Source organism: Streptomyces sp. NPDC028711 (assembly GCF_055565415.1).
In genome coordinates, this window is sequence record NZ_JBVHUJ010000003.1 from 179603 (window position 1) to 200707 (window position 21105).

At 71.6% G+C, this 21105-nt stretch carries 16 protein-coding genes; 10 read left to right on the top strand and 6 right to left on the bottom strand.

Going from position 1 to position 21105, the window contains the following annotated elements; translation table 11 throughout:
- Positions 1-9: 9 nt before the first annotated feature.
- From ACZ4VK_RS11975 to ACZ4VK_RS11985, 3 genes are all read right to left on the bottom strand, one after another.
- Positions 10-1344 carry a M20/M25/M40 family metallo-hydrolase gene (locus ACZ4VK_RS11975; protein WP_468351133.1) on the bottom strand — a complete coding sequence of 445 codons (1335 nt, stop codon included), beginning with the start codon at positions 1342-1344 and terminating at the stop codon, positions 10-12.
- The gene (locus tag ACZ4VK_RS11980) at positions 1337-2170 is read right to left on the bottom strand and encodes a M55 family metallopeptidase (protein ID WP_468351135.1); all 834 of its coding nucleotides are present in this window, start codon (positions 2168-2170) and stop codon (positions 1337-1339) included. The genes ACZ4VK_RS11975 and ACZ4VK_RS11980 overlap by 8 nt, the downstream gene beginning before the upstream one ends.
- A gap of 99 nt (positions 2171-2269) precedes the next feature.
- Positions 2270-4033 (bottom strand): hypothetical protein, encoded by a 1764-nt coding sequence (locus ACZ4VK_RS11985; RefSeq protein WP_468351137.1) that lies wholly within the window; start codon positions 4031-4033, stop codon positions 2270-2272.
- Positions 4034-4199: 166 nt separating this feature from the next.
- On the opposite strand from ACZ4VK_RS11985, the gene ACZ4VK_RS11990 reads away from it, so the two are divergent.
- Positions 4200-5354 carry a hypothetical protein gene (locus ACZ4VK_RS11990; protein ID WP_468351139.1) on the top strand — a complete coding sequence of 385 codons (1155 nt, stop codon included), beginning with the start codon at positions 4200-4202 and terminating at the stop codon, positions 5352-5354.
- A gap of 20 nt (positions 5355-5374) precedes the next feature.
- Here the strand turns inward: ACZ4VK_RS11990 and ACZ4VK_RS11995 are convergent, their stop codons facing one another.
- Entirely contained in the window at positions 5375-7846 is a 2472-nt protein-coding gene (locus ACZ4VK_RS11995; RefSeq protein WP_468352014.1) for an MFS transporter, read from the bottom strand.
- 253 nt (positions 7847-8099) lie between these two features.
- On the bottom strand, positions 8100-8543 hold the full coding sequence (locus ACZ4VK_RS12000) for an SRPBCC family protein (RefSeq protein WP_030211123.1): 444 nt from the start codon (positions 8541-8543) through the stop codon (positions 8100-8102).
- 169 nt (positions 8544-8712) lie between these two features.
- On the opposite strand from ACZ4VK_RS12000, the gene ACZ4VK_RS12005 reads away from it, so the two are divergent.
- From ACZ4VK_RS12005 to ACZ4VK_RS12015, 3 genes are all read left to right on the top strand, one after another.
- Positions 8713-9744: an Rv2578c family radical SAM protein gene (locus tag ACZ4VK_RS12005; protein WP_468351140.1), complete on the top strand. Its 1032-nt coding sequence runs from the start codon at positions 8713-8715 to the stop codon at positions 9742-9744.
- Positions 9745-9876: 132 nt separating this feature from the next.
- Positions 9877-11601 carry an alpha/beta hydrolase gene (locus ACZ4VK_RS12010; RefSeq protein ID WP_468351141.1) on the top strand — a complete coding sequence of 575 codons (1725 nt, stop codon included), beginning with the start codon at positions 9877-9879 and terminating at the stop codon, positions 11599-11601.
- Positions 11602-11681: 80 nt separating this feature from the next.
- A complete protein-coding gene (locus ACZ4VK_RS12015) occupies positions 11682-12164 on the top strand; it encodes a RidA family protein (protein WP_468351142.1) in 483 nt (160 codons plus the stop codon).
- Here the strand turns inward: ACZ4VK_RS12015 and ACZ4VK_RS12020 are convergent.
- Entirely contained in the window at positions 12161-12784 is a 624-nt protein-coding gene (locus tag ACZ4VK_RS12020) for a HEAT repeat domain-containing protein (RefSeq protein WP_468351143.1), read from the bottom strand. The two genes, ACZ4VK_RS12015 and ACZ4VK_RS12020, sit on opposite strands and share 4 nt — an antisense overlap.
- A 337-nt stretch (positions 12785-13121) precedes the next feature.
- Between ACZ4VK_RS12020 and ACZ4VK_RS12025 the strand changes: the two genes are divergently transcribed.
- The 6 genes from ACZ4VK_RS12025 (at position 13122) to ACZ4VK_RS12050 (ending at position 21105) form a co-directional block, all read left to right on the top strand.
- The gene (locus ACZ4VK_RS12025) at positions 13122-14903 is read left to right on the top strand and encodes a 3-hydroxyacyl-CoA dehydrogenase family protein (protein ID WP_468351145.1); all 1782 of its coding nucleotides are present in this window, start codon (positions 13122-13124) and stop codon (positions 14901-14903) included.
- 115 nt (positions 14904-15018) lie between these two features.
- The gene (locus ACZ4VK_RS12030; protein WP_468351147.1) at positions 15019-15837 is read left to right on the top strand and encodes a TetR family transcriptional regulator; all 819 of its coding nucleotides are present in this window, start codon (positions 15019-15021) and stop codon (positions 15835-15837) included.
- Between the two features lie 403 nt (positions 15838-16240).
- Complete coding sequence (gene ccrA / locus ACZ4VK_RS12035) at positions 16241-17578, top strand: crotonyl-CoA carboxylase/reductase (protein ID WP_468351149.1); 1338 nt, start codon at positions 16241-16243, stop codon at positions 17576-17578.
- A 14-nt stretch (positions 17579-17592) separates the two neighbouring features.
- Positions 17593-19605: a protein meaA gene (locus ACZ4VK_RS12040; RefSeq protein WP_389679718.1), complete on the top strand. Its 2013-nt coding sequence runs from the start codon at positions 17593-17595 to the stop codon at positions 19603-19605.
- Entirely contained in the window at positions 19602-20576 is a 975-nt protein-coding gene (locus tag ACZ4VK_RS12045) for an HpcH/HpaI aldolase/citrate lyase family protein (protein WP_359205018.1), read from the top strand. Before ACZ4VK_RS12040 ends, ACZ4VK_RS12045 begins: the two co-directional genes overlap by 4 nt.
- A 4-nt stretch (positions 20577-20580) precedes the next feature.
- Positions 20581-21105 (top strand): MaoC family dehydratase, encoded by a 525-nt coding sequence (locus ACZ4VK_RS12050; protein WP_015037485.1) that lies wholly within the window; start codon positions 20581-20583, stop codon positions 21103-21105.

Sequence of the window (21105 nt, forward strand, 5' to 3'; positions counted from 1 at the left end):
GCTTCACGGCTACGCGGTCTTCAGATAGTGGTCGAGCACCCGGACACCGAAGTGCAGGGCGTCCACGGGGACGCGCTCGTCGACGCCGTGGAAGAGGGCCCCGTAGTCCAGGCCCGGGGGCAGCCGGAGCGGCGAGAAGCCGTAGCCGGTGATGCCGAGCCGGGAGAACTGCTTGGCGTCGGTGCCGCCGGACATGGTGAACGGCACGACGTGCCCGGCCGGGTCGAAGCGCTCGACGGCGGCCCGCAGCTTGGCGAAGGTCGGCGAGTCGACGGGGGCTTCCAGGGCCACCTCGCGGTGGTGGAACTCCCACTCCACGTCCGGCCCGGTGAGCCGGTCCATGGTCGCGGCGAACTCCTCCTCGGTACCCGGCAGCGTCCGTCCGTCGATATAGGCGACGGCCTGCCCGGGGATGACGTTGACCTTGTAACCGGCGTCCAGGATCGTCGGGTTGGTGCTGTTGCGGACGGTCGGCTCGACGAGGGCCGCGGCCGGTCCGAGCTTGTCGAGGAGCAGGTCGACGTCGAGGTCGGGTGCGCGGGTGTCGATGTCGATGGCGTACAGCGCGGCCAGTTCGGTGAGGGAGGCGCGGACGGTCGCGGTGAGGCGGACCGGCCAGGTGTGGGAGCCGATCCGGGCGACGGCGTCGGCGAGGCGCGTGACGGCGTTCGCCGTGTTCACCTTGGAGCCGTGGCCGGCCCGGCCGTGCGCGGTCAGCTTGAGCCAGGCGGTGCCCCGCTCCCCCGCGGCGATCGGGTAGAGCGTGGTGCCGGGGTGGGGATGGAAGCTGAACGCCCCGGACTCGCTGATGCCCTCCGTACAGCCTTCGAAGAGTGCGGCGTGCCGGTCGGCGAGGAAACCGGAGCCGTCATCGGCGCTGGCCTCCTCGTCGGCCGTGTAGGCCAGGACGATGTCGCGGCGGGGCCGGACGCCCTGTCGTGCCCAGGAGCGGACGACGGCGAGGACCATCGCGTCCATGTTCTTCATGTCGACGGCGCCGCGTCCCCACACGATCCCGTCGCGGACCTCCCCGGAGAAGGGGTGCGTGGTCCACTCGGCGGGGTCGGCGGGCACGACGTCCAGATGGCCGTGGACGAGGAGCGCCTCGGCCGAGGGGTCGGTGCCGGGAATGCGCGCCACCACGTTGGTGCGGCCGGGAGTCCGCTCCAGGAGGGCGGGTTCGACGCCGACGGCGGCGAGCCGCTCGGCGACGTACTCGGCGGCGGGCCGCTCGCGGCAGTCGCCGCCGCCCCGGTTGGTGGTGTCGATGCGGATGAGCTCGGAGGTGAAGGTGACCACCTCGTCGAGCGCCGTCGTGTCCGGGCCCCGGACCTCCTCAGCCATACTGCTCCTCCACCGCGGCCGAGACGATGGTCGTGACCGCCTTGAACGTACGGATTGCCTCGTACATCGTCTCGCTGGTGTACGCGACGCGCCGCTCGCCGCTCCGCGCCACGCCGGGAACCACCGTGGCGGCGGCGCCCAGGTGCTCGGCGTCGAACTCCAGCTCCACGGTGAAGGGGCCGCCCCGGACCGGTTCGTGGCGGACGGCGAGCGCGGCGCCGGTCTTCGCCGCCGCCCTGATGTCGGCGGCGGTTCTGGTGGGGGTCCGGCACACCGCCGCGTACCGCGAGACGTGGTCCTTGACGGCGACCTTGGGTGCCTCCGGCGCGTACCCCAGGGCGTCCTCGCAGGTGAGGTCGTCGCCCGTGACGAGGACGACGGGGACTCCGTACTCCGCGACCACATGGGCGTTGAGCAGGCCCTCGCTCGCCCGCTCGCCGTTCAGCCAGACGCCCGTGAGGGAGTTGGCGAGATAGGTGTGCGCGAGGACGCCCTCGGCGCCGGCGCCCGTGTGGTAGCCGACGAAGGCGATGCCGTCGACGTCCCCGTGCTGCACGCCCTCGACCATGGAGAGGGACTTGTGCTTCCCGGTGAGCATCTCGGCCCGCTCGTCGAGCCGCTCCAGGAGCAGGTTCCGCATGGACCAGTGCGCCTCGTTGATGAGGACCTCGTCGGCGCCGCCGTCGAAGAAGCCGAGCACGGCGGCGTTCACGTCGGAGGTGAACATCGCGCGGCACCGCTCCCACTGGGGCGTGCCGGGCAGCACGTCGGCGGGCCAGGTCACACCGGTCGCGCCCTCCATGTCGGCGCTGATGAGGATCTTCATGTCTGGCACCGTACGCGCCGCCCGGCGGCCTCACCACCCCTGTGGATAACCGCCGTTGGAGTGGACCACTGGCAGTCACCGGGACGGCCGTACGGGCTGCTACGAGCGTCCCGCCAAGGACCTCGGGTCCTCTTCGGCCAGTCGGCGCAACGCCTCGGCCGCGCGCCGCTCCGGCGGGTTCCCGTCGTCGGGCAGCCGCCACAGGAATTGGCGGGTCTCGCCCTTGGCCGTGTCCGGGCCCGGGTCACCGAGCGGCGGCCCGGTGAACGTGACCACGGTCGTGTCCGGGTCGCGGAAGTCCGAGCTGATCCAGCCCTGCCGGAGACCCCAGCGGGTGAGGAGGTCGGGTCGGTCGCGCAGCCCGGCGGTGATCAGCCGGGCGGTGCGCCGGGCCGGCCAGGTCCAGCCGTGGTCGTGCTCGGCGCGGGCGATCTCGGCGTCGTACGCGGCGGCGTCGAAGCGGTACGCGGGGAGGTCCGGCCGCACGGCCGGACTGCCCGGCCGCCGCCAGTCGCTCCACACGACGTGCTCGCCCTCGCGGCGCACCGTCACGTACAGCGCGCCGCAGCAGCCCTCGGTGCAGTACGCCTCGGCGAGCCGCACCTCCCGGGGCTCGGGCCCGGCCCGCAGGGCGCCGCTGTCGAGAAGCTGCTCGGGCGACTCCCCCGGCCCGGGCCCGAAGGCCTCCGGCATGAGGGGTCTCCCGTCGATCAGGAAGCGGGTCTCGACGACGTCCGGGTCGCCGGGGTCGGCGACGGCCACCTCGATCCGGAACCGGGGCGGGTCCTGCGGAGCGGCACGCAGCTGACGTGCCGTGCGGTGGATCCACTCGGCGCGCCGCCGCCCGTCCGGGTCGGCGGGAGCCTCCCCGGGCCACGCCGCCGTGTCCAGGAGGGTGCGGTGGAGAGCCTCGCGCCGGCCGGGCGGCCAGGGAAGGAGGTACGAAGGGCCGCTGTGCAGGTCGAGGGCGAGGGTGAGCAGCCGGGCCCGGTGCTCCACGTCGCGGGGCAGCCGGTGGGCGTGGGCGGCCACCGTCTCGTACAGGTCGACGGCGTCTCCGTACCGCAGGACCTCGGCGTGGTAGTCCCGGCTGCTGGTCATCCGGCCGAGGAGCAGCACGGCCCGACCGAGGAGCCCGGGGTGATCCGGGTCCGCGCGGAGGAGCCCGGCGAGGCCGACGGCCTCGGCGACCCGCCGGGATTCCTCGGGCCCCACGTCCCGCGCCTCCGTGGGGAGCCTCAGGAGCCGGTCGAGCACGGCCGCCCGGTCTCCGGCGGCCAGGGCTTCGACGAGACCGCGCAGTTCCTCGCCCTGGGTCCGGTGGATCAGCCAGATCAGGGCGGCGGCCCCCCGGTCCAGGGGCGCGAGGGCCCCGTCCACGGGGTGGCCGAGTCCGTCGAGCAGGCCGAGGACGCGCAGGTACGGGACGTCCTCGGGTTCCCCGAGCCGGCTCAGGAGCCCGAGTCCGGCGGAGACGCCCAGGACGGTCGTTCCGGTCCGGACGAGGTGGCGGGCGAAGGATCGGGCGAGGGTACGGGCGGCGGGTTCCTCGGGCGGTTCGATGGCCGCCGCCGTGTGGAAGACGGCCTGCCCGCGGACGGCGCCCGTCGCGGCGAGCGCGCGTTCCGCCTCGGCGACGGCCCGTGCGGGGTCGGGGGCGTCGAGGAACGGGAGCAGGGTGTCGGTGATCGCGGCGCGGGCCTCCCGGAAACTGAGGCCGGGGCGCCTGCGGCCCGGGAGTGCCGTGTCGGGGACGGGGTGGCCGCCCTGGGGCGGCGGCCCGTCGGGGTCGCTGTCGTGCAGGCCCTTGGCGTACGCGTACAGCGCGGGTGCGAGCGTCGGGCGCTCGTGCGGGGCGCTCAACGCGCGGGGTGGAGCTCGATTCGGTAGGTCATGGAGGCATGGTGCCCTGCACGTCGCCCGTACCGCCACCGGTTTGCCGGAGCTTCGAATCGGACGAATTGCCGTCAACGGGTGCGTATAGGCTGTCGGCCGCACTCGTCCTCGCCGACCTTCCGGAGCGCTCTCGGTGACCATCGCCTTCACCCCGTCCGAAACCTCCCCCGAACCCGAGACCGTCGCGGCGATCTCCGAGCCGGAGTTCTGGGAGCCGTCGTCTCCCGAGCCCCGGGAGGCGCCGCGGGACGTACCGGAAGTCCAGGACGCGGCCGACGAGCACGACCGGGACCACGACCCCGTCGTGGTCCGTGACGCCCGGGACTTCGGGGTGTACGCGCGCACGGGCGGCTGGACCTTCGCCCTCAAGGTGGCGCGGAGCGTCCGGCCCGGCGGCCAGGCCGCCGAGGGGACGGCCCGGACGAAGGTCTCCGCGAAGGCCTTCGCGGAGCTCGCGGGGTGCTCCCCCGAGCGGGTGATGCGCTACTACAAGGCCTGGGACATGGCGGCCGACGACGGTCTGATCCCGCAGTTCGAGGTGCTCGTCCCCGGTGAGGACATCGAGCTGCCCGACGCGGACGTCTGGCTCTCGTACTACACCTCCCGCAACAGCGCCTCGTCGGTGCGCGGGCAGGCGATCAGCGCGGCGGCCGAGGCCGAGGGCATCCGGCCGACGAAGGCCCTGGAGGTCGCGGAGAACCCGACGGCGCTGCGGGCCGCGATCCTCGCCGACCCCGGGACGGCGGAGGCCGCGCGCGGCGCGCTGCTCGACCGGATGAAGGAGGACCCGGCCCTCCAGACCGAGATGGCCCGCGCCATCGCGCGGACCGACGACCTGAAGAAGGCGGTGGCGAGCGAGGCGAAGGCGGCCGACCGCATCGGGTACGTGCGCCAGATCGTCGAGAACGGGCAGATCAGGACCCCCGCCGGGCAGACCGTGGACGCCCCGGCCGAGCTGCGCGCCGAGGCGGAGCGGCACCTGTCCCTCCTCGACGAGCTCGACGACTCCGAGGAGGCGGGCGAGTGGGCCGGTGAGGCGTACGACACGGTGAAGGGCCTGGTGGCGAAGGCGGTCGAGGAGGATCCCGCGCTCCGCGTCCAGGAGCGGCGGACGAAGTTCTACAACAGCCTGCAGAAGGCGACGAAGGTCTTCGAGGAACTGACCCTGGACGAGGTGATGGAGGAGGACATCTACGAGGCCGACATGCTCCAGCGCCTCGAAGCCCTCCAGGAGGCGATCGGCACCTGCATCAGCGCGCTGCGCAAGGCGACGACCGCCTCCTCCTGACAGACACTCCCCCGGGGGTCTCAGTCCTGGTGACCGAGCTGGAGGTCGCGCTCGGTGCGGCCCCCGCCGGCCATCTGGAGGACGGTCGCGACCGGCGGGTACCCGGCGGCGATGACCGTGTACTCGCCGGAGGAGAGGTCCACGAAGCGGAAGATCCCGTCGGGGCCGGTGGTGAGGGTGTCGACGACGTTCCCCGCGGCGTCCAGCAGGGTGACGCGGGCGTCCTCGACGGGGCGCCCGCCGCCGGCCCGTACGGTGCCGCGCAGCACGGCGCCGCCGGCCAGTTCGATGTCCTGGCGGGTCTCTCGGGAGGCCTGGACGCTCACCGGGAGCGCGGCGGGACGGAAGGCGGGGGCGCTGGCGGCGAGCGTGTACTCCCCCGCGACCAGTTCGGTGATGACGTATCCGCCCTCGCGTCCGCTGCGGGTGGAGGCGACGACCTCGCCGCGCACGTCGGTGAGGGTGACGGCCGCGTCCCGTACGGGCGTCCCGTCCGCGGTGACGACGCTGCCCGCGAGCCGCCCGGCTCCGCCGAGGACGACGTCGAGGTCGATCGGCCGGTCGCCGACGGTCACCGAGACGGCCTGGGGCTGGTGTCCGCCGGCCGCCGCGATCAGGACGTACGCTCCGCCGCCGGGGACGCTCAGCGCGTACCGCCCGTCCTCGCCGCTGGCCCCGCGGCCCACCTGCCGGCCCTGGACGTCGATGAGGGTGAGGGCGGCGCGCGGGACCCGGCTGCCGTCGTGGTGCTGGACCGTGCCGCAGACCGCGACGCCGGAGTGCGGTGGCGCGGCGACGGGGGCGGGAGCGGTAGCGGCGTGCCGGGCGTGCGGGACGGCCTGGACGCCGCCGAAGTCGTCGGCCCCGGTGGCCTCGGTGGTGGGGCTGTGGTGGGACACCAGCGGTTTCTCCTTGAGGAAGAAGGCGAGGACGAGGCCGAGCACGAGGACCGGCACGAGGTAGAGGAAGATGCGCGGCATCGCGTCCGCGTACGCCTGGATGTAGGCGTCGCGCACGGCGGGCGGCAGGGTGTGCACCGTCTGCGGGGTGATCGACTCGGCCGGCGGCAGGGACGTCGGGCCGCCGGAGAGGACGCCGGAGAGCCGGTCGGCGAGGGCGTCGTCGAGCCGGGAGGCGAAGAGGGTGCCGAAGACGGCGGCGCCGACGCTGCCGCCGATCTGTCGGAAGTAGTTGTGGGCGCTGGTGGCGGTGCCGAGGTCCGCGGGGCGCACGGAGTTCTGGACGGCGAGGATGAGGACCGGCATGACGAGGCCGATCCCGGTGCCGAGGACGGCCTGCCAGAGGCTGTGCTGGAGGCGCGGGGTGTCGGTGTCCATCCGGGAGAGCAGCCACATGCCGAGGACGGAGACGGCCCCGCCGAGGACCGGATAGATCTTGTAGTGGCCGGTCCGGCTGATGAGCTGGCCGGAGACGACGGAGGCGATGACGATGCCGCCCATGAGGGGCAGCATCAGGAGGCCGGACTCAGTGGCGGTGGCGCCCTCGACCATCTGCAGGAAGCTGGGGAGGTAGCTGGCGGCGCCGAAGAGCGCGATGCCGACGACGGCGCCGACGAGGGCGGTGACGGTGAAGACGGAGTCGCGGAAGAGCCGGAGCGGGATGAGCGGTTCGGGCGCGAGGTGTTCGACGACCAGGAAGAGCAGGGTCGTTCCGGCGGCGCCGCAGGCGAGGGCGAGGATGACCCGGGAGTCCCAGGCGTACTCGGTGCCGCCCCAGCTGGTCAGCAGGACGATGCAGGTGGAGGCGGCGGCGAGGAGCACCGCGCCGAGGACGTCGAAGCGGGCGCGGGCCGTGGGCTTGGGGAGTTTGAGGACGACGGCGACGACGGCGAGGGTGACGAGCCCGAAGGGGACGTTGAAGTAGAAGCACCAGCGCCAGGACACGTGGTCGGTGAAGAAGCCGCCGAGCAGGGGTCCCGCGACGGAGGCGAGACCGAAGGCAGCGCCGATCAGGCCCATGTACCGGCCGCGTTCCCTGGCCGGGACGATGTCGGCGATGATCGCCTGGACGCCGATCATCAGGCCGCCGGCGCCGACGCCCTGGATCGCGCGGAAGGCGATGAGTTCGTCCATGCTGCGGGACCAGCCCGCGAGGCCGGAGCCGATGACGAAGACGACGATGGCGAAGAGGAAGACGCTCTTGCGGCCGAGGAGGTCGCCGAGCTTTCCGTAGATGGGCAGGCCGATGGTGGAGGTCAGCAGGTAGGCGGTGATCGCCCAGGACATCCGGTCGAGGCCCTGGAGCTCGCCGACGATCTTCGGCAGGGCGGTGGCCACGATCATCTGCTCGAGCGCGGCGAGGAGCAGCGCGAGCATGAGGCCGCAGAAGACGAGCCGGACGCGGCGGGGGTCGAGTGCGGCGGCTCCCTGGCCGGCGGACGGCGCGAGGCCGGCGGGCGGACCGCCCGCGGCGAGGGGTTCCGCGTCCACCGCACCGGCAGCGCCCTCAGCACCGTCGGCGGCTTTCGCCATCGTGATCGCACCCACGTACTGCTCCCCTCGTCACGGCGTCTGCGCCGCGCCATTCTTCGCATTGGGCACGAAGGGGGAGCAAGTCGGGCGGGACGGGAGGTCAGTGGCCCCCGGGGCGCCGAACATCCCGACGGTACGGCGCACTTGGGTCGCTCATCAGCGTGTTTACGAGAGTGCCCGCGCCCCCGTCGCGCGCGGGCGCGAGTAACCGGGGGCGCGGGCGATCCACTCGAATCGGTGAACGCTCAGGGCGTTACTTCTCGACCTCGTCCGCCAGCTTGGCGAGCAGGGCGTCGTAGATCCGGCCGAGGCCCTTGGGCGCGAAGGTCCGCTCGAAGAAGCCTCCGACGCCGCCGGCGCCGTCCCAGACGCTCGTGACGACGGCGCGGGACTTGCCCTCGCCGGCGGGGGTCACGGTCCAGGTGGTGACCATGGAGGAGTTGCGGTCCTTCTCGACGAGCTGCCCGTCGGTGGGCTCGGTGACCTCCAGGAGGCAGTCGCGGACGCGCTTGCTGGTGGCCTGGAGCTTCCAGTGGACGAGGGTGCCCTCGCCATCGCCGCCCTCGCGCACCTCGTACTCGCTGAAGTGCTCGGGGAGCACCTTCGCGCGCGTGCCGCTGTAGTCGGCCAGCGCGTCGAACACCGTCTCCGCGTCCGCGGCGATGATTCGTTCCGTCGTGGCCTCGACCTGCGCCATTGACTTCCTCCAGCTCGTGGTTCCTCGGGGATGTGGCCCTAGGGAACCACGTGGGCTCCGGGGTGCGAAATCCGGGTTGCGACGATCAAGGGAACAGTTGTTCTATTCTGGTCGAACGGCCGACGCGGAGTCGATGCGGAGCCGAGGCAGAGCCATCGAGGAGGCGTCCATGCGCTGGGACAATCTGGGCGACACCCCTGCCGCTCCCGCCGACATCGCGCTGTTCGGCACGGACGCGGTCACCACCCGCACCTTCGACACCCCCGAGTTCCGGGGCATCACCTTCCACGAGGTCCGTGCCCGCTCGATCCTCAACCGGGTGCCGGGCGCCTCCCGCATGCCGTTCGAATGGACGGTCAATCCGTTCCGGGGCTGCACGCACGCGTGTGTGTACTGTTTCGCGCGCAAGACCCACAGCTATCTCGACCTCGACACCGGCCTCGGATTCGACTCCCAGATCGTCGTCAAGATCAACGCCCCCGAGGTGCTGGCCCGCCAGCTCGCCTCCCCCCGCTGGCAGGGCGCGCACGTCGCCATGGGCACCAACGTGGACTGCTACCAGCGGGCGGAGGGCCGCTACCGCCTGATGCCGGGCATCCTCACCGCCCTGCGGGACCACGCGAACCCGTTCTCGATCCTCACCAAGGGCACGCTGATCCTGCGCGATCTGGAGCTCCTCACCGAGGCGGCCCGCGTCACCGAGGTCGGCATCTCCGTCTCCGTCGGCTTCACCGACCAGGAGCTCTGGCGCACGATCGAACCCGGCACCCCCTCCCCGCAGCGACGCCTCGACGTGGTCCGCACGCTCGGCGAGCACGGCATCGACTGCGGGGTCCTGATGGCCCCCGTCGTCCCCTTCCTCGGCGACCGGCCCGAGCAGCTGCGCGACACGGTCCGCGCGATAGCCGAGGCCGGGGCGAGCTCGGTCACCCCGCTCGTCCTGCACCTGCGGCCGGGCGCCCGCGAATGGTTCATGCAGTGGCTGCGGCGCCACCACCCCGGTCTGGTGCGGCGGTACGAGCGGATGTACGCGGACGGGGCCTACGCACCGACCTGGTACCAGCGCCGGATCACCCGTCAGGTGCACGAACTCGCCGCCGAGTTCGGCATCGGACCCGCGCACCGGGGAGCCTCGCGCCGGATACCCGTACCGGAGGAACCGGAGGCGGCGGCCGCCCCGGAGCAGCTCACGCTCCTCTGACCACCAGCCGCTCCCCCGCGCCTCCTCCGATCATCGGACCAGTCACCTGACACGCCGTCGGATTCCCCTCCGTTCGGGTCAACTCTCGGCGAAAAGGGTCCCGCCGAGGCCCGTTCGGGACACAAACGCCCTATGACCCCACGCGCAGGAATGCTGATCGCCGCAGGAGCGCTGGTCGCGGGGACGGTCACCGTCCTGCCCGCCGCCCCCGCGGGCGCCGGTGAACCGGCCCCCCGACCGCTCCCCCCGCTCGCCTGGACCGGCTGTGCCACGAAGGCGTATCCGAAGCTCCAGTGCGCCACCCTGAAGGCGCCCCTCAACCACGACGACCCGGCCGGCCGGACCGTCACGCTCGCGCTCACCCGGATCCAGCACACCGCGGAGAAGTTCCAGGGGCCGCTGCTCGTGAACCCGGGCGGGCCCGGTGGCAGCGGGCGCGGCATGGCCGGGTACGTGGCGGCCTCGCTGCCCCCGAAGGTGGCCGCCGAGTACGACATCATCGGCTTCGACCCGCGCGGGGTCGGCAAGAGCGAGCCGGCGCTCGACTGCCGGCCCGGCCACTTCGCTCCGGTCCGGCCGGACTCGGTGCCGAGCGGCGCCGAGAGCGAGCGGGCCGCGGTCGAACGGGCCCAGGCCTTCGCCGCGGCCTGCGGCGAGAAGTACGCGGACGTGCTGCCGTACATCGACACCGTGAGCACCGCGCGGGACCTGGACGTCATCCGCCGCGCCCTCGACGCGCCGAAGATCAACTACCTCGGCTACTCGTACGGGACCTACCTGGGCGCCGTGTACGCGCGGCTGTACCCGGACCGGGTGCGGCGCATGGCGCTCGACTCGGTCGTCAACCCGCACGGCGTCTGGTACGAGGACAACATCGCGCAGGACTACGCCTTCGACACCCGCCACAAGGACTTCATGGCCTGGGTGGCCCGGCAGGACGCCGTGTACAAGCTGGGCACCGACCCGGCCGCGGTCGAGGCGGCCTGGTACCGGATGCGCGACGCGCTGCGGGCCACCCCGGCCGGCGGGAAGGTCGGCCCCGGCGAGCTGGAGGACACCTTCCTGCCCGGCGGGTACTACAACGGCTACTGGCCCCGCCTCGCGAGCGCGTTCTCCGCGTACGTCAACGACGCGGACGCGGTGCCGCTGACGGAGGCGTACGAACGGTACGGGGAGGCCGACGCCGCCGGCGACAACGGCTACTCGGTCTACACGAGCGTGCAGTGCCGCGACGCGGCCTGGCCCCGCGACTGGAACGTCTGGCGCAAGGACAACTGGGACGTCCACGCCAAGGCGCCCTTCTCCACCTGGAACAACGCCTGGTACAACGCGCCGTGCGCGTTCTGGCCGGTGGACTCCCTCACCCCGCCGGACGTCACCAACGACCAGGTGCCGCCCGTACTGATCCTCCAGGCCACGGACGACGCGGCGACGCCGTACGAGGGCGGGGTCGCCCTGCACCGGCTCATGCACGGCTCCAGCCTGGTGGTCGAGGAGGGCGGCGGGAACCACGGGGTGACGCTCGGCGGCAACGACTGCATGGACGGGCACCTGGTGGAGTACCTCGCCACGGGCAAGGTCCCGCGCGGCAAGGACGACGCGGAGGTCGACGCGGTCTGCGCCGCGCTCCCGGAGCCGGAGCCGGACCCCGTCGCTCCGGCCGGGGCCGAGGCAGGGCAGAAGACAGGCCAGAAGGCGGAGCAGAAGGCGGAACAGAAGGCAGAGCGGCAGCCAGAGCAGCACGCGGAGCAGAGCCCCCGTCCGGACCCGGCGCAGAAGGCCGTCGACCGCGCCGGCGTCCTGCGTGCCGAGGCGATCGGCGCCACCCTGCACGGGCTCCTCGGTCACGTGCGCTGACGTCGCCGTACGCCCGTCGACCGTGCCCGCGCCCCCTGGGGACGCGGGCACTGTCAGTGGCGTGCGCGAGGATGTCCGTCATGACGAGCCACCTCACCCATGTGCCCGCCCCCGACGGCGTCGCCGCCAGCCCCCAGTACAGCCACGTCGTATGGGGGACGGGCCGCTTCGTCGCGATATCCGGCCAGTGCGCGCTCGACGCGTCCGGCGGGGTGGTCGGTGAGGGCGACGCGGCGGCGCAGGCCCGGCAGGTCTTCGAGAACCTGGCCCGGTGCCTCGACGCGGCGGGCGCCGGGTTCGAGGACGTGGTGAAGCTGACGTACTTCGTCACGGACGTCGCCCATCTCCCGGCGGTCCGGGACGCGCGGGACGCGTACTTCGCGGGAGCGCCGCTGCCGGCGAGTTCGGCGGTGCAGGTGTCGGCGCTCGTCCGCCCCGAACTGCTCCTGGAGATCGAGGCGTTCGCCCTCGTCCCCGAGCGAAGGCCCGAGCGGAGTCCTGAGCGGAGTCCGGAGCCCGGCCCGGCGGACGGCTCCGGGGCGGGTCTGCGTCTGCTCCGTTAGCCGCACCTGTCCGCCTGCTCGGCGGCCGGGGCGAGCCGGGTCAGGGACCACTCGGCCGCCGCGCCGAGCCGGGGGTGCGGAAGCGCCGCCTCCAGGGCGGGGCGTGCCCGCGGGTCGCCCAGGGCCCCGAGGCCTTCGACGCAGGCGAGGCCGACCCGCCAGTGGGGGTCGTCGGCCGGAAGGCGCCGTTCGAGGACGGTGATGAGGGCCGGGACGGACTCGGGGGCGCGGAGCGCGGCGAGCAGCCGGACCGGCAGCAGGGCGTAGGCGACGCGGAGTTCGTTGGTGGCGAGGGCGGCGGCGGCGCGGGCGGTGCGCGGGTCGGCGAGCCGGGTCAGGGCGTGCGCGGCGGTGACGCAGCGCTCGGGGTCACGGTGGTTGAGGAGCAGGACGAGCGCCTCGAAGGCGCGCGGGTCGCCCGCGACGCCGAGCGTGTAGGCGGCGATCTCACGGGCCCAGAGAGGTTGCCCGGGGGCGGTGAGGACGCTGTGCAGTTCTTCGGGATCAACGGTTCGCGCGAGCCGTTCGAATGCGGCGGGGATCTCTCCGGAGTCATTCTCGATCTCGTCCCGCAATCGATCGATCATCGAGCAGAATTCCGGATCCTCGGCGTATTCCATGAATCCGAGCCTATCCGCGATACAGATCACATCTTCCCCAACTTCCCGGGACTGGCGCGCTCGTTACCGGCCGGTTAATCTCAGGTGAGCGGGGCACCCCCCGCACTTCCCACGACGGCCTGGTGACGCAGCCGTGGTGGGCGTACGTCGGTTCGGCAGTTCGACGCGGCTCCGGGACAGAGTCCGTCGCCCTTTCACCGGGCACCGCCCTTCTTTTCCAGGGCCTTCCCCGCGTGTTCTCCCGCTTCTCTCTTTCGCGCTTCTCTCCGCGCACACGCAGCGGCACCACCCTCACGTACTGCCCTCAGTCGTCACTCTTCCTCTCTGGAGTCCCCTGATGGACACCCCTCTCTCCACCATCGCCGTCGTCGGTCTCGGCACCATGGGCACCGGTATCGCCGATGTCCTGGCCCGCGCCGGCCGCGAGGTCATCGGCATCGACATCAGCGACACCGCCGCCGCCCAGGCCGTCGCCGCCCTGGAGGCCTCCACCGCCCGCGCGGTGGCCCGTGAGCGGATCACCGAGGAGGAGCGGCAGGACGTCCTGGCCCGCTTCCGTACCTTCTCCGACCTCCAGGCGGCCGCCGAGGCCGATCTCGTGATCGAGGTCGTGCCCGAGTCGTACGAGGCGAAGCAGGAGGTCTTCCGGGCCCTCGACGGCATCGTCAGGCCCGACGCCATCCTGGCGACCGGCACCAACGCGCTCTCCGTCACCCGGCTCGCCGCCGACTCGGCGCACCCGGAGCGGGTCCTCGGCCTGCACTTCTTCACCCCGGTCCAGGCCATGAAGCTGGTCGAGGTGGTCTCCTCGGTGCTGACCGACCCCCGGGCCGTCGACGCCGTCACCCGGTTGGCCCATGACCTCGGCAAGGAGCCGGTGGCGGTCGGCGACCGGGCCGGTTTCATCGCGGACGGGCTGCTCTTCGGCTACCTGAACCAGGCCGCCGCCATGTACGAGGCCAAGTACGCCTCCCGTGAGGACATCGACGCGGCGATGAGGCTGGGCTGCGGGCTTCCGATGGGTCCGCTCGCGCTGCTGGACCTGATCGGCGTGGACACGGCCCGTACGGTCCTGGAGGCCATGTACGCGGACTCCCGCGACCGGCTGCACGCCCCGGCCCCGATCCTCAAGCAGCTCAGCGAGGCCGGTCTGACCGGCCGCAAGTCGGGCCGCGGCTTCTACACGTACGCGGAGCCGGGCTCCGGCGAGGTGGTGCGGGACGCGCTGACCCCGCTCGGCTCCGCGGAGGCCGCCGCCGGCCGTGAGGTCCGTTCCGTGGGCGTCGCGGGGTCGGGCACCATGGCCTCGGGCATCGCCGAGGTCTTCGCCAAGGCCGGTTACGGGGTCGTGCTCGCCGCCCGCTCCCAGGAGAAGGCCGACACCGCCAAGGCCCGCATCGCCAAGTCGCTGGCCCGTTCGGTCGACAAGGGCAGGATGACGGCCGAGGCACGCGACACGACGCTTGCCCTGATCACCGCGGCGGGCACCCTCGACGCCTTCGCCGAGGTGGACCTGGCCGTCGAGGCGGTCGCCGAGGACCTGGAGATCAAGCAGGAGCTGTTCGCGCGGCTCGACAAGATCTGCAAGCCGGGCGCGGTGCTCGCCACCACGACCTCCTCGCTGCCGGTCGTGGCCTGCGCCCGCGCGACCTCGCGTCCGCAGGACGTCATCGGGATGCACTTCTTCAACCCGGCGCCCGCGATGAAGCTGGTCGAGATCGTCCGTACGGTCCTGACCGGCGACGACGTCCACGCCACCGTCCGCGAGGTCACCACGAAGATCCGCAAGCACCCGGTGGACTGCGGCGACCGGGCCGGCTTCATCGTGAACGCGCTGCTCTTCCCGTACCTGAACAACGCGATCAAGATGGTCCAGGAGCACTACGCGACCCTGGACGACATCGACGCGGCGATGAAGCTCGGCGGCGGGTACCCGATGGGCCCGTTCGAGCTGCTCGACGTGGTCGGTCTGGACGTCTCGCTCGCGATCGAGCAGGTGCTGCACCGCGAGTTCCGCGACCCGGGCCTGGCTCCGGCGCCGCTCCTGGAGCACCTGGTGGCCGCCGGCTGCCTGGGCCGCAAGACGGGGCGCGGCTTCCGCGAATATGCCCGACGCTGAGCCCGGAGCGCCCGGCTGGGGCGGTCTGCTGAGTCCCCCGGGCACCGTCGGTGCCCCGGGGGGTTCCCCGCCCCCACCTGGGCACACTGTCCCTCCGATGCAGTACGTTCGGACCATGCCCAAGGCCGCGAAGACACCCCGTGCCACCTTGCCGACCGACGCTCCGGAGAGCGCGGCCGGTACTCGTGCCGCCGCCCAGCGGCTCAAGATGCGCCGGGAACTCGCCGCGGCCGCGATGGAGCTCTTCGCGACCAAGGGGTACGAGGCCACGACGGTCGACGAGATCGCGGCCACGGCCGGGGTCGCGCGGCGGACCTTCTTCCGCCACTTCCGCTCCAAGGAAGAGGCGATCTTCCCCGACCACGACGACACGCTGGTGCGGGCCGAGGCGGTGCTGAACGCGGCGCCGCCGCACGAGCACCCGCTCGACACGGTGTGCCGGGGCATCAAGGAAGTCATGAAGATGTACGCGGGGTCGCCCGCGGTCTCCGTGGAGCGGTACCGGCTCACCCGTGAGGTGCCGACGCTGCGGGAGCGGGAGATCGCCTCGGTGGCCCGCTACGAGCGGCTGTTCACCCGCTATCTCCTCGGGCACTTCGACGAGCGGGACCACCACGACGGCAACGACGACCCGCTGCTCGCGGAGGTGGCGGCGTCGGCGGTCGTCACGGCCCACAACCACGTCCTGCGCCGCTGGCTGCGGGCGGGCGGCCAGGGCGACGTGGAGGCCCAGCTGGACCACGCCTTCGCGATCGTCCGGGAGACCTTCGGCTCGGGCATAGGCGCCCGGCCCACCACGTCCTCGCAGCCGGCTCCCCCGGCCCCCGTCGCCATGGCGTCCACGGAGGGCGACGTGGTGGTCGCCGTGGCCCGTACGGACGCCCCCCTGGACGAGGTCATGCGGACGATCCAGCAGGCCCTGCGGAAGCGCTGAACCAGAGCAGACCGAAAAACGAAGGCCGCCCCCTGGAAAGGGGGCGGCCTTCGTCCGTTTTGACCCCTGCTTCGATCGATCATCGCTCACCTGTGACCGGCGGATTGCATATGAGTGAAATTGTTGGCACGCAGTGCCTTGTCACGTGACACGGCGTGCCATACGTTGAGGGTGTCCGGGCGGCCGGCGCGCAGAGGTCTCCTCGTGCGCCGGCTGTCCCCACAAGCGATCGTGAATGTGCGCCCGGACGCCTGCGTCACAGGCACCTGCCCCTCGGGGCACCACCGCGCTCACCAGGCGCAGCCGCTCCACCCGCCGAACCGACGGCACACCTCCACAGCAGCACCCAAGACGAGACCCTCAGCGCGTCCCCCCTCGGACGCCGCACCGCCGGAGGCACACCGTGAAGGACATCCTGGACGCGATCCAGTCGCCGGACTCCACGTCCGCCGACTTCGCGAACATCTCGCTCCCCGAGTCGTACCGGGCCGTCACCGTCCACAAGGACGAGACGGAGATGTTCGCCGGGCTCGCCAGCCGTGACAAGGACCCGCGCAAGTCGCTCCACCTCGACGACGTGCCGCTGCCCGAGCTCGGCCCGGGCGAGGCCCTGGTCGCCGTCATGGCGAGCTCCGTCAACTACAACTCGGTCTGGACCTCGATCTTCGAGCCGGTGTCGACCTTCGGCTTCCTGGAGCGCTACGGGCGGCTCAGCGACCTCAGCAAGCGCCACGACCTCCCGTACCACATCATCGGCTCCGACCTCGCGGGCGTCGTGCTGCGCACCGGCCCCGGCGTGAACTCGTGGAAGCCGGGCGACGAGGTCGTCGCGCACTGTCTCTCGGTCGAGCTGGAGTCCTCGGACGGCCACAACGACACGATGCTCGACCCCGAGCAGCGCATCTGGGGCTTCGAGACCAACTTCGGCGGCCTCGCCGAGATCGCCCTCGTCAAGTCGAACCAGCTGATGCCGAAGCCCGACCACCTGAGCTGGGAGGAGGCGGCCTCCCCCGGTCTCGTCAACTCCACCGCGTACCGCCAGCTGGTCTCCCGCAACGGCGCCGGCATGAAGCAGGGCGACAACGTCCTGATCTGGGGCGCGAGCGGCGGACTCGGTTCGTACGCCACCCAGTTCGCCCTTGCCGGCGGCGCCAACCCGATCTGCGTCGTCTCCTCCCCCGAGAAGGCCGACATCTGCCGGGCGATGGGCGCGGACGCGGTCATCGACCGCAACGCCGAGGGCTACAAGTTCTGGAAGGACGAGCACACCCAGGACCCCAAGGAGTGGAAGCGCTTCGGCTCGAAGATCCGTGAGCTGACCGGCGGCGAGGACATCGACATCGTCTTCGAGCACCCGGGCCGCGAGACCTTCGGCGCCTCGGTGTACGTCACCCGCAAGGGCGGCACGATCACCACCTGCGCCTCGACCTCGGGCTACATGCACGAGTACGACAACCGCTACCTGTGGATGTCGCTGAAGCGCATCATCGGCTCGCACTTCGCGAACTACCGCGAGGCGTGGGAGGCGAACCGTCTCATCGCCAAGGGCAAGATCCACCCGACCCTGTCGAAGGTCTACTCCCTGGAGGAGACCGGCCAGGCCGCCTACGACGTGCACCGCAACCTCCACCAGGGCAAGGTCGGCGTCCTCGCCCTCGCGCCCCAGGAGGGCCTGGGCGTGCGCGACCCGGAGATGCGCGAGAAGCACATCGACGCCATCAACCGCTTCCGCAACATCTGAGCCCGGGACCATAGATGACTGAGCGCCAGAAGGACCGGCCGTGGCTCATGCGGACGTACGCCGGTCACTCGACCGCCGAGGCGTCCAACGAGCTGTACCGGCGCAACCTCGCCAAGGGGCAGACCGGCCTCTCGGTCGCGTTCGACCTGCCGACGCAGACCGGCTACGACCCCGACCACATCCTCGCCCGCGGCGAGGTCGGCCGGGTCGGGGTCCCGGTCTCGCACCTCGGTGACATGCGGCGGCTGTTCCAGGACATCCCCCTGGACCAGATGAACACCTCGATGACCATCAACGCCACGGCGATGTGGCTCCTGGCGCTCTACCAGGTGGTCGCGGAGGAGCAGGGGGCGGACGTCACCCGGCTCCAGGGCACCACCCAGAACGACATCGTGAAGGAGTACCTGTCGCGCGGGACGCACGTCTTCCCGCCCGGCCCCTCCCTCCGCCTCACGACGGACATGATCACCTACACGGTGAACAGCATCCCGAAGTGGAACCCGATCAACATCTGCAGCTACCACCTGCAGGAGGCGGGGGCGACCCCGGTCCAGGAGATCTCGTACGCGATGTCCACCGCGATCGCGGTGCTCGACGCGGTACGGGACTCCGGACAGGTCCCGGCGGACCGCTTCGGCGAGGTCGTCGCCCGTATCTCCTTCTTCGTGAACGCGGGCGTCCGCTTCATCGAGGAGATGTGCAAGATGCGCGCCTTCGGCCGCATCTGGGACAAGATCACCCGCGAGCGGTACGGCATCGAGAACGAGAAGCAGCGCCGGTTCCGCTACGGCGTGCAGGTCAACTCGCTCGGCCTGACCGAGGCCCAGCCGGAGAACAACGTCCAGCGGATCGTCCTGGAGATGCTGGCCGTCACCCTCTCCAAGGACGCCCGCGCGCGTGCCGTGCAGCTCCCCGCCTGGAACGAGGCGCTCGGTCTGCCCCGGCCCTGGGACCAGCAGTGGTCGCTCCGCATCCAGCAGGTCCTCGCCCACGAGTCGGACCTCCTGGAGTACGAGGACATCTTCGCCGGCTCGCATGTGATCGAGGCCAAGGTCGAGTCGCTCGTCGAGGAGTGCCTGGCCGAGATCGGGCGGATCCAGGAGATGGGCGGCGCGATGGCCGCCGTCGAGTCCGGCTACCTCAAGTCGCAGCTGGTCTCCTCGCACGCCGAGCGGCGCGCCCGGATCGAGGCGGGCGACGAGAAGATCATCGGCGTCAACATCTTCCAGGCGACCGAGGAGAACCCCCTCACCGCCGATCTGGACACCGCCATCATGACGGTGGACCCGGCGAACGAGGCGCGGGTCGTCGCAGCCCTCCACGAGTGGCGCGACAACCGCGACGAGACCCGCGCCCAGGAATCCCTGGCGAAGCTGAAGGCGACGGCCGCCGGCGACGGCAACCTCTTCGCCGCCACCCTGGAGTGCGCGCGTGCGGGCGTCACGACCGGGGAGTGGTCCTGGGCGCTGCGGGACGTCTTCGGCGAGTTCCGCGCCCCCACGGGCGTGTCCTCCGCTCCGGTCGCCGTGACGGCCGAGGCGGGCACGCCGCTGGCTCTCGTACGGGAGAAGGTGGCGCGGACCGCCGAGGAGCTCGGCTGCGGGCGGCTGCGGCTGCTCGTCGGCAAGCCGGGGCTCGACGGACACTCCAACGGGGCCGAGCAGATCGCCGTACGCGCGCGTGACGCCGGTTTCGAGGTGGTCTACCAGGGCATCCGGCTGACCCCCGAGCAGATCGTGAACGCGGCCCTCGCCGAGGACGTGCACTGCGTCGGTCTCTCGATCCTCTCCGGCTCGCACGCCGAGCTGGTCCCGGACGTCCTCGACCGCCTCCGCGAGGCGGGCGCGACCGACGTTCCGGTCATCGTCGGCGGGATCATCCCCAACGCCGACGCCGCAGAACTGAAGCGGGCGGGTGTGGCCGCCGTCTTCACACCGAAGGACTTCGGTATCACGGAGATCATCGGCCGTATCGTCGACGAGATCCGGACAGCGAACAAGCTCGACCCCCTGGAGGTTCCCGCATGACCAGCCCCGCGTCCCCCGTGAACCGGCTGCGCCCCCGCCGCTCCTGCCTGGCGGTCCCCGGCTCCAACCCGCGCTTCCTGGAGAAGGCCCAGGGCCTCGCCGCCGACCAGGTCTTCCTCGACCTGGAGGACGCGTGCGCGCCGCTGGCCAAGCCCGAGGCCCGGCACACCATCGTGAAGTTCCTCAACGAGGGCGACTGGACCGGCAAGACCCGTGTGGTCCGCGTCAACGACTGGACGACCCACTGGACCTACCGTGACGTCGTCACGGTCGTCGAGGGCGCCGGCCAGAACCTCGACTGCATCATGCTGCCCAAGGTCCAGGACGCCCAGCAGATCGTGGCGCTCGACCTGCTGCTCACGCAGATCGAGAAGACGATGGGCTTCGAGGTCGGCAAGATCGGCATCGAGGCGCAGATCGAGAACGCCCAGGGCCTCAACAACGTCAACGCGATCGCGCAGGCCTCCCCGCGCGTCGAGACGATCATCTTCGGCCCGGCCGACTTCATGGCCTCCATCAACATGAAGTCCCTTGTCGTGGGCGAGCAGCCGCCCGGCTACGGCGCCGACGCGTACCACTACATCCTGATGGCCATCCTGATGGCCGCCCGCGCCAACAACCTGCAGGCGATCGACGGCCCCTACCTGCAGATCCGCAACCCCGAGGGCTACAAGGCCGTCGCTCAGCGCGCCGCCGCCCTCGGATTCGACGGCAAGTGGGTGCTGCACCCGGACCAGGTCGCCGCCGCGAACGAGATCTTCTCGCCCTCGCAGGAGGACTTCGACCACGCCGAGCTCATCCTGGACGCGTACGACTACTACACGTCCGAGGCCGGCGGGAAGAAGGGCTCCGCGATGCTCGGCGACGAGATGATCGACGAGGCCTCCCGCAAGATGGCCCTGGTCATCTCGGGCAAGGGCCGCGCCGCCGGCATGCAGCGCACCAGCAAGTTCGAGATCCCGGAGGCGTAGGACCATGCAGTTCGGCCGTACCTACGAAGAGTTCGAAGTCGGTGCCGTCTACAAGCACTGGCCCGGGAAGACGGTCACCGAGTACGACGACCACCTCTTCTGCCTGCTGACGATGAACCACCATCCGCTGCACATGGATGTGAACTACGCCGAGAACACGACGGACTTCGGGAAGAACGTCGTCGTCGGCAACTACATCTACTCGTTGCTGCTCGGCATGTCCGTGCCGGACGTCTCCGGCAAGGCCATCGCCAACCTGGAGATCGAGTCGCTGCGGCACGTGGCGCCGACCTTCCACGGCGACACGATCTACGGCGAGACCACGGTCCTCGACAAGACCCCGTCGAAGTCGAAGAACGACCGCGGCATCGTCTACGTCGAGACCAAGGGCTACAAGCAGGACGGCACCCTCGTGTGTGTCTTCCGCCGCAAGGTGATGGTCCCCACCGAGACGTACATCAAGGAGCGCGGCGGCGAGCAGCCCGGCCGCCCCACGCTGATCGAGCCCGCCAAGAAGACGGAGAAGTAG

Bases quoted from the DNA above. Each gene is read 5' to 3' on its own strand.
- ACZ4VK_RS12045 (WP_359205018.1), top strand. From the start codon at position 19,602: ATGACCAGCCCCGCGTCCCCCGTGAACCGGCTGCGCCCCCGCCGCTCC.
- ACZ4VK_RS11975 (WP_468351133.1), bottom strand. From the start codon at position 1,344: ATGGCTGAGGAGGTCCGGGGCCCGGACACGACGGCGCTCGACGAGGTG.
- ACZ4VK_RS12000 (WP_030211123.1), bottom strand. From the start codon at position 8,543: ATGGCGCAGGTCGAGGCCACGACGGAACGAATCATCGCCGCGGACGCG.
- ACZ4VK_RS12010 (WP_468351141.1), top strand. From the start codon at position 9,877: ATGACCCCACGCGCAGGAATGCTGATCGCCGCAGGAGCGCTGGTCGCG.
- ACZ4VK_RS12040 (WP_389679718.1), top strand. From the start codon at position 17,593: ATGACTGAGCGCCAGAAGGACCGGCCGTGGCTCATGCGGACGTACGCC.
- ACZ4VK_RS12015 (WP_468351142.1), top strand. From the start codon at position 11,682: ATGACGAGCCACCTCACCCATGTGCCCGCCCCCGACGGCGTCGCCGCC.
- ACZ4VK_RS11995 (WP_468352014.1), bottom strand. From the start codon at position 7,846: ATGGCGAAAGCCGCCGACGGTGCTGAGGGCGCTGCCGGTGCGGTGGAC.
- ACZ4VK_RS12025 (WP_468351145.1), top strand. From the start codon at position 13,122: ATGGACACCCCTCTCTCCACCATCGCCGTCGTCGGTCTCGGCACCATG.
- ACZ4VK_RS12020 (WP_468351143.1), bottom strand. From the start codon at position 12,784: ATGGAATACGCCGAGGATCCGGAATTCTGCTCGATGATCGATCGATTG.
- ACZ4VK_RS12005 (WP_468351140.1), top strand. From the start codon at position 8,713: ATGCGCTGGGACAATCTGGGCGACACCCCTGCCGCTCCCGCCGACATC.
- ACZ4VK_RS12050 (WP_015037485.1), top strand. From the start codon at position 20,581: ATGCAGTTCGGCCGTACCTACGAAGAGTTCGAAGTCGGTGCCGTCTAC.
- ACZ4VK_RS12030 (WP_468351147.1), top strand. From the start codon at position 15,019: ATGCCCAAGGCCGCGAAGACACCCCGTGCCACCTTGCCGACCGACGCT.
- ACZ4VK_RS11980 (WP_468351135.1), bottom strand. From the start codon at position 2,170: ATGAAGATCCTCATCAGCGCCGACATGGAGGGCGCGACCGGTGTGACC.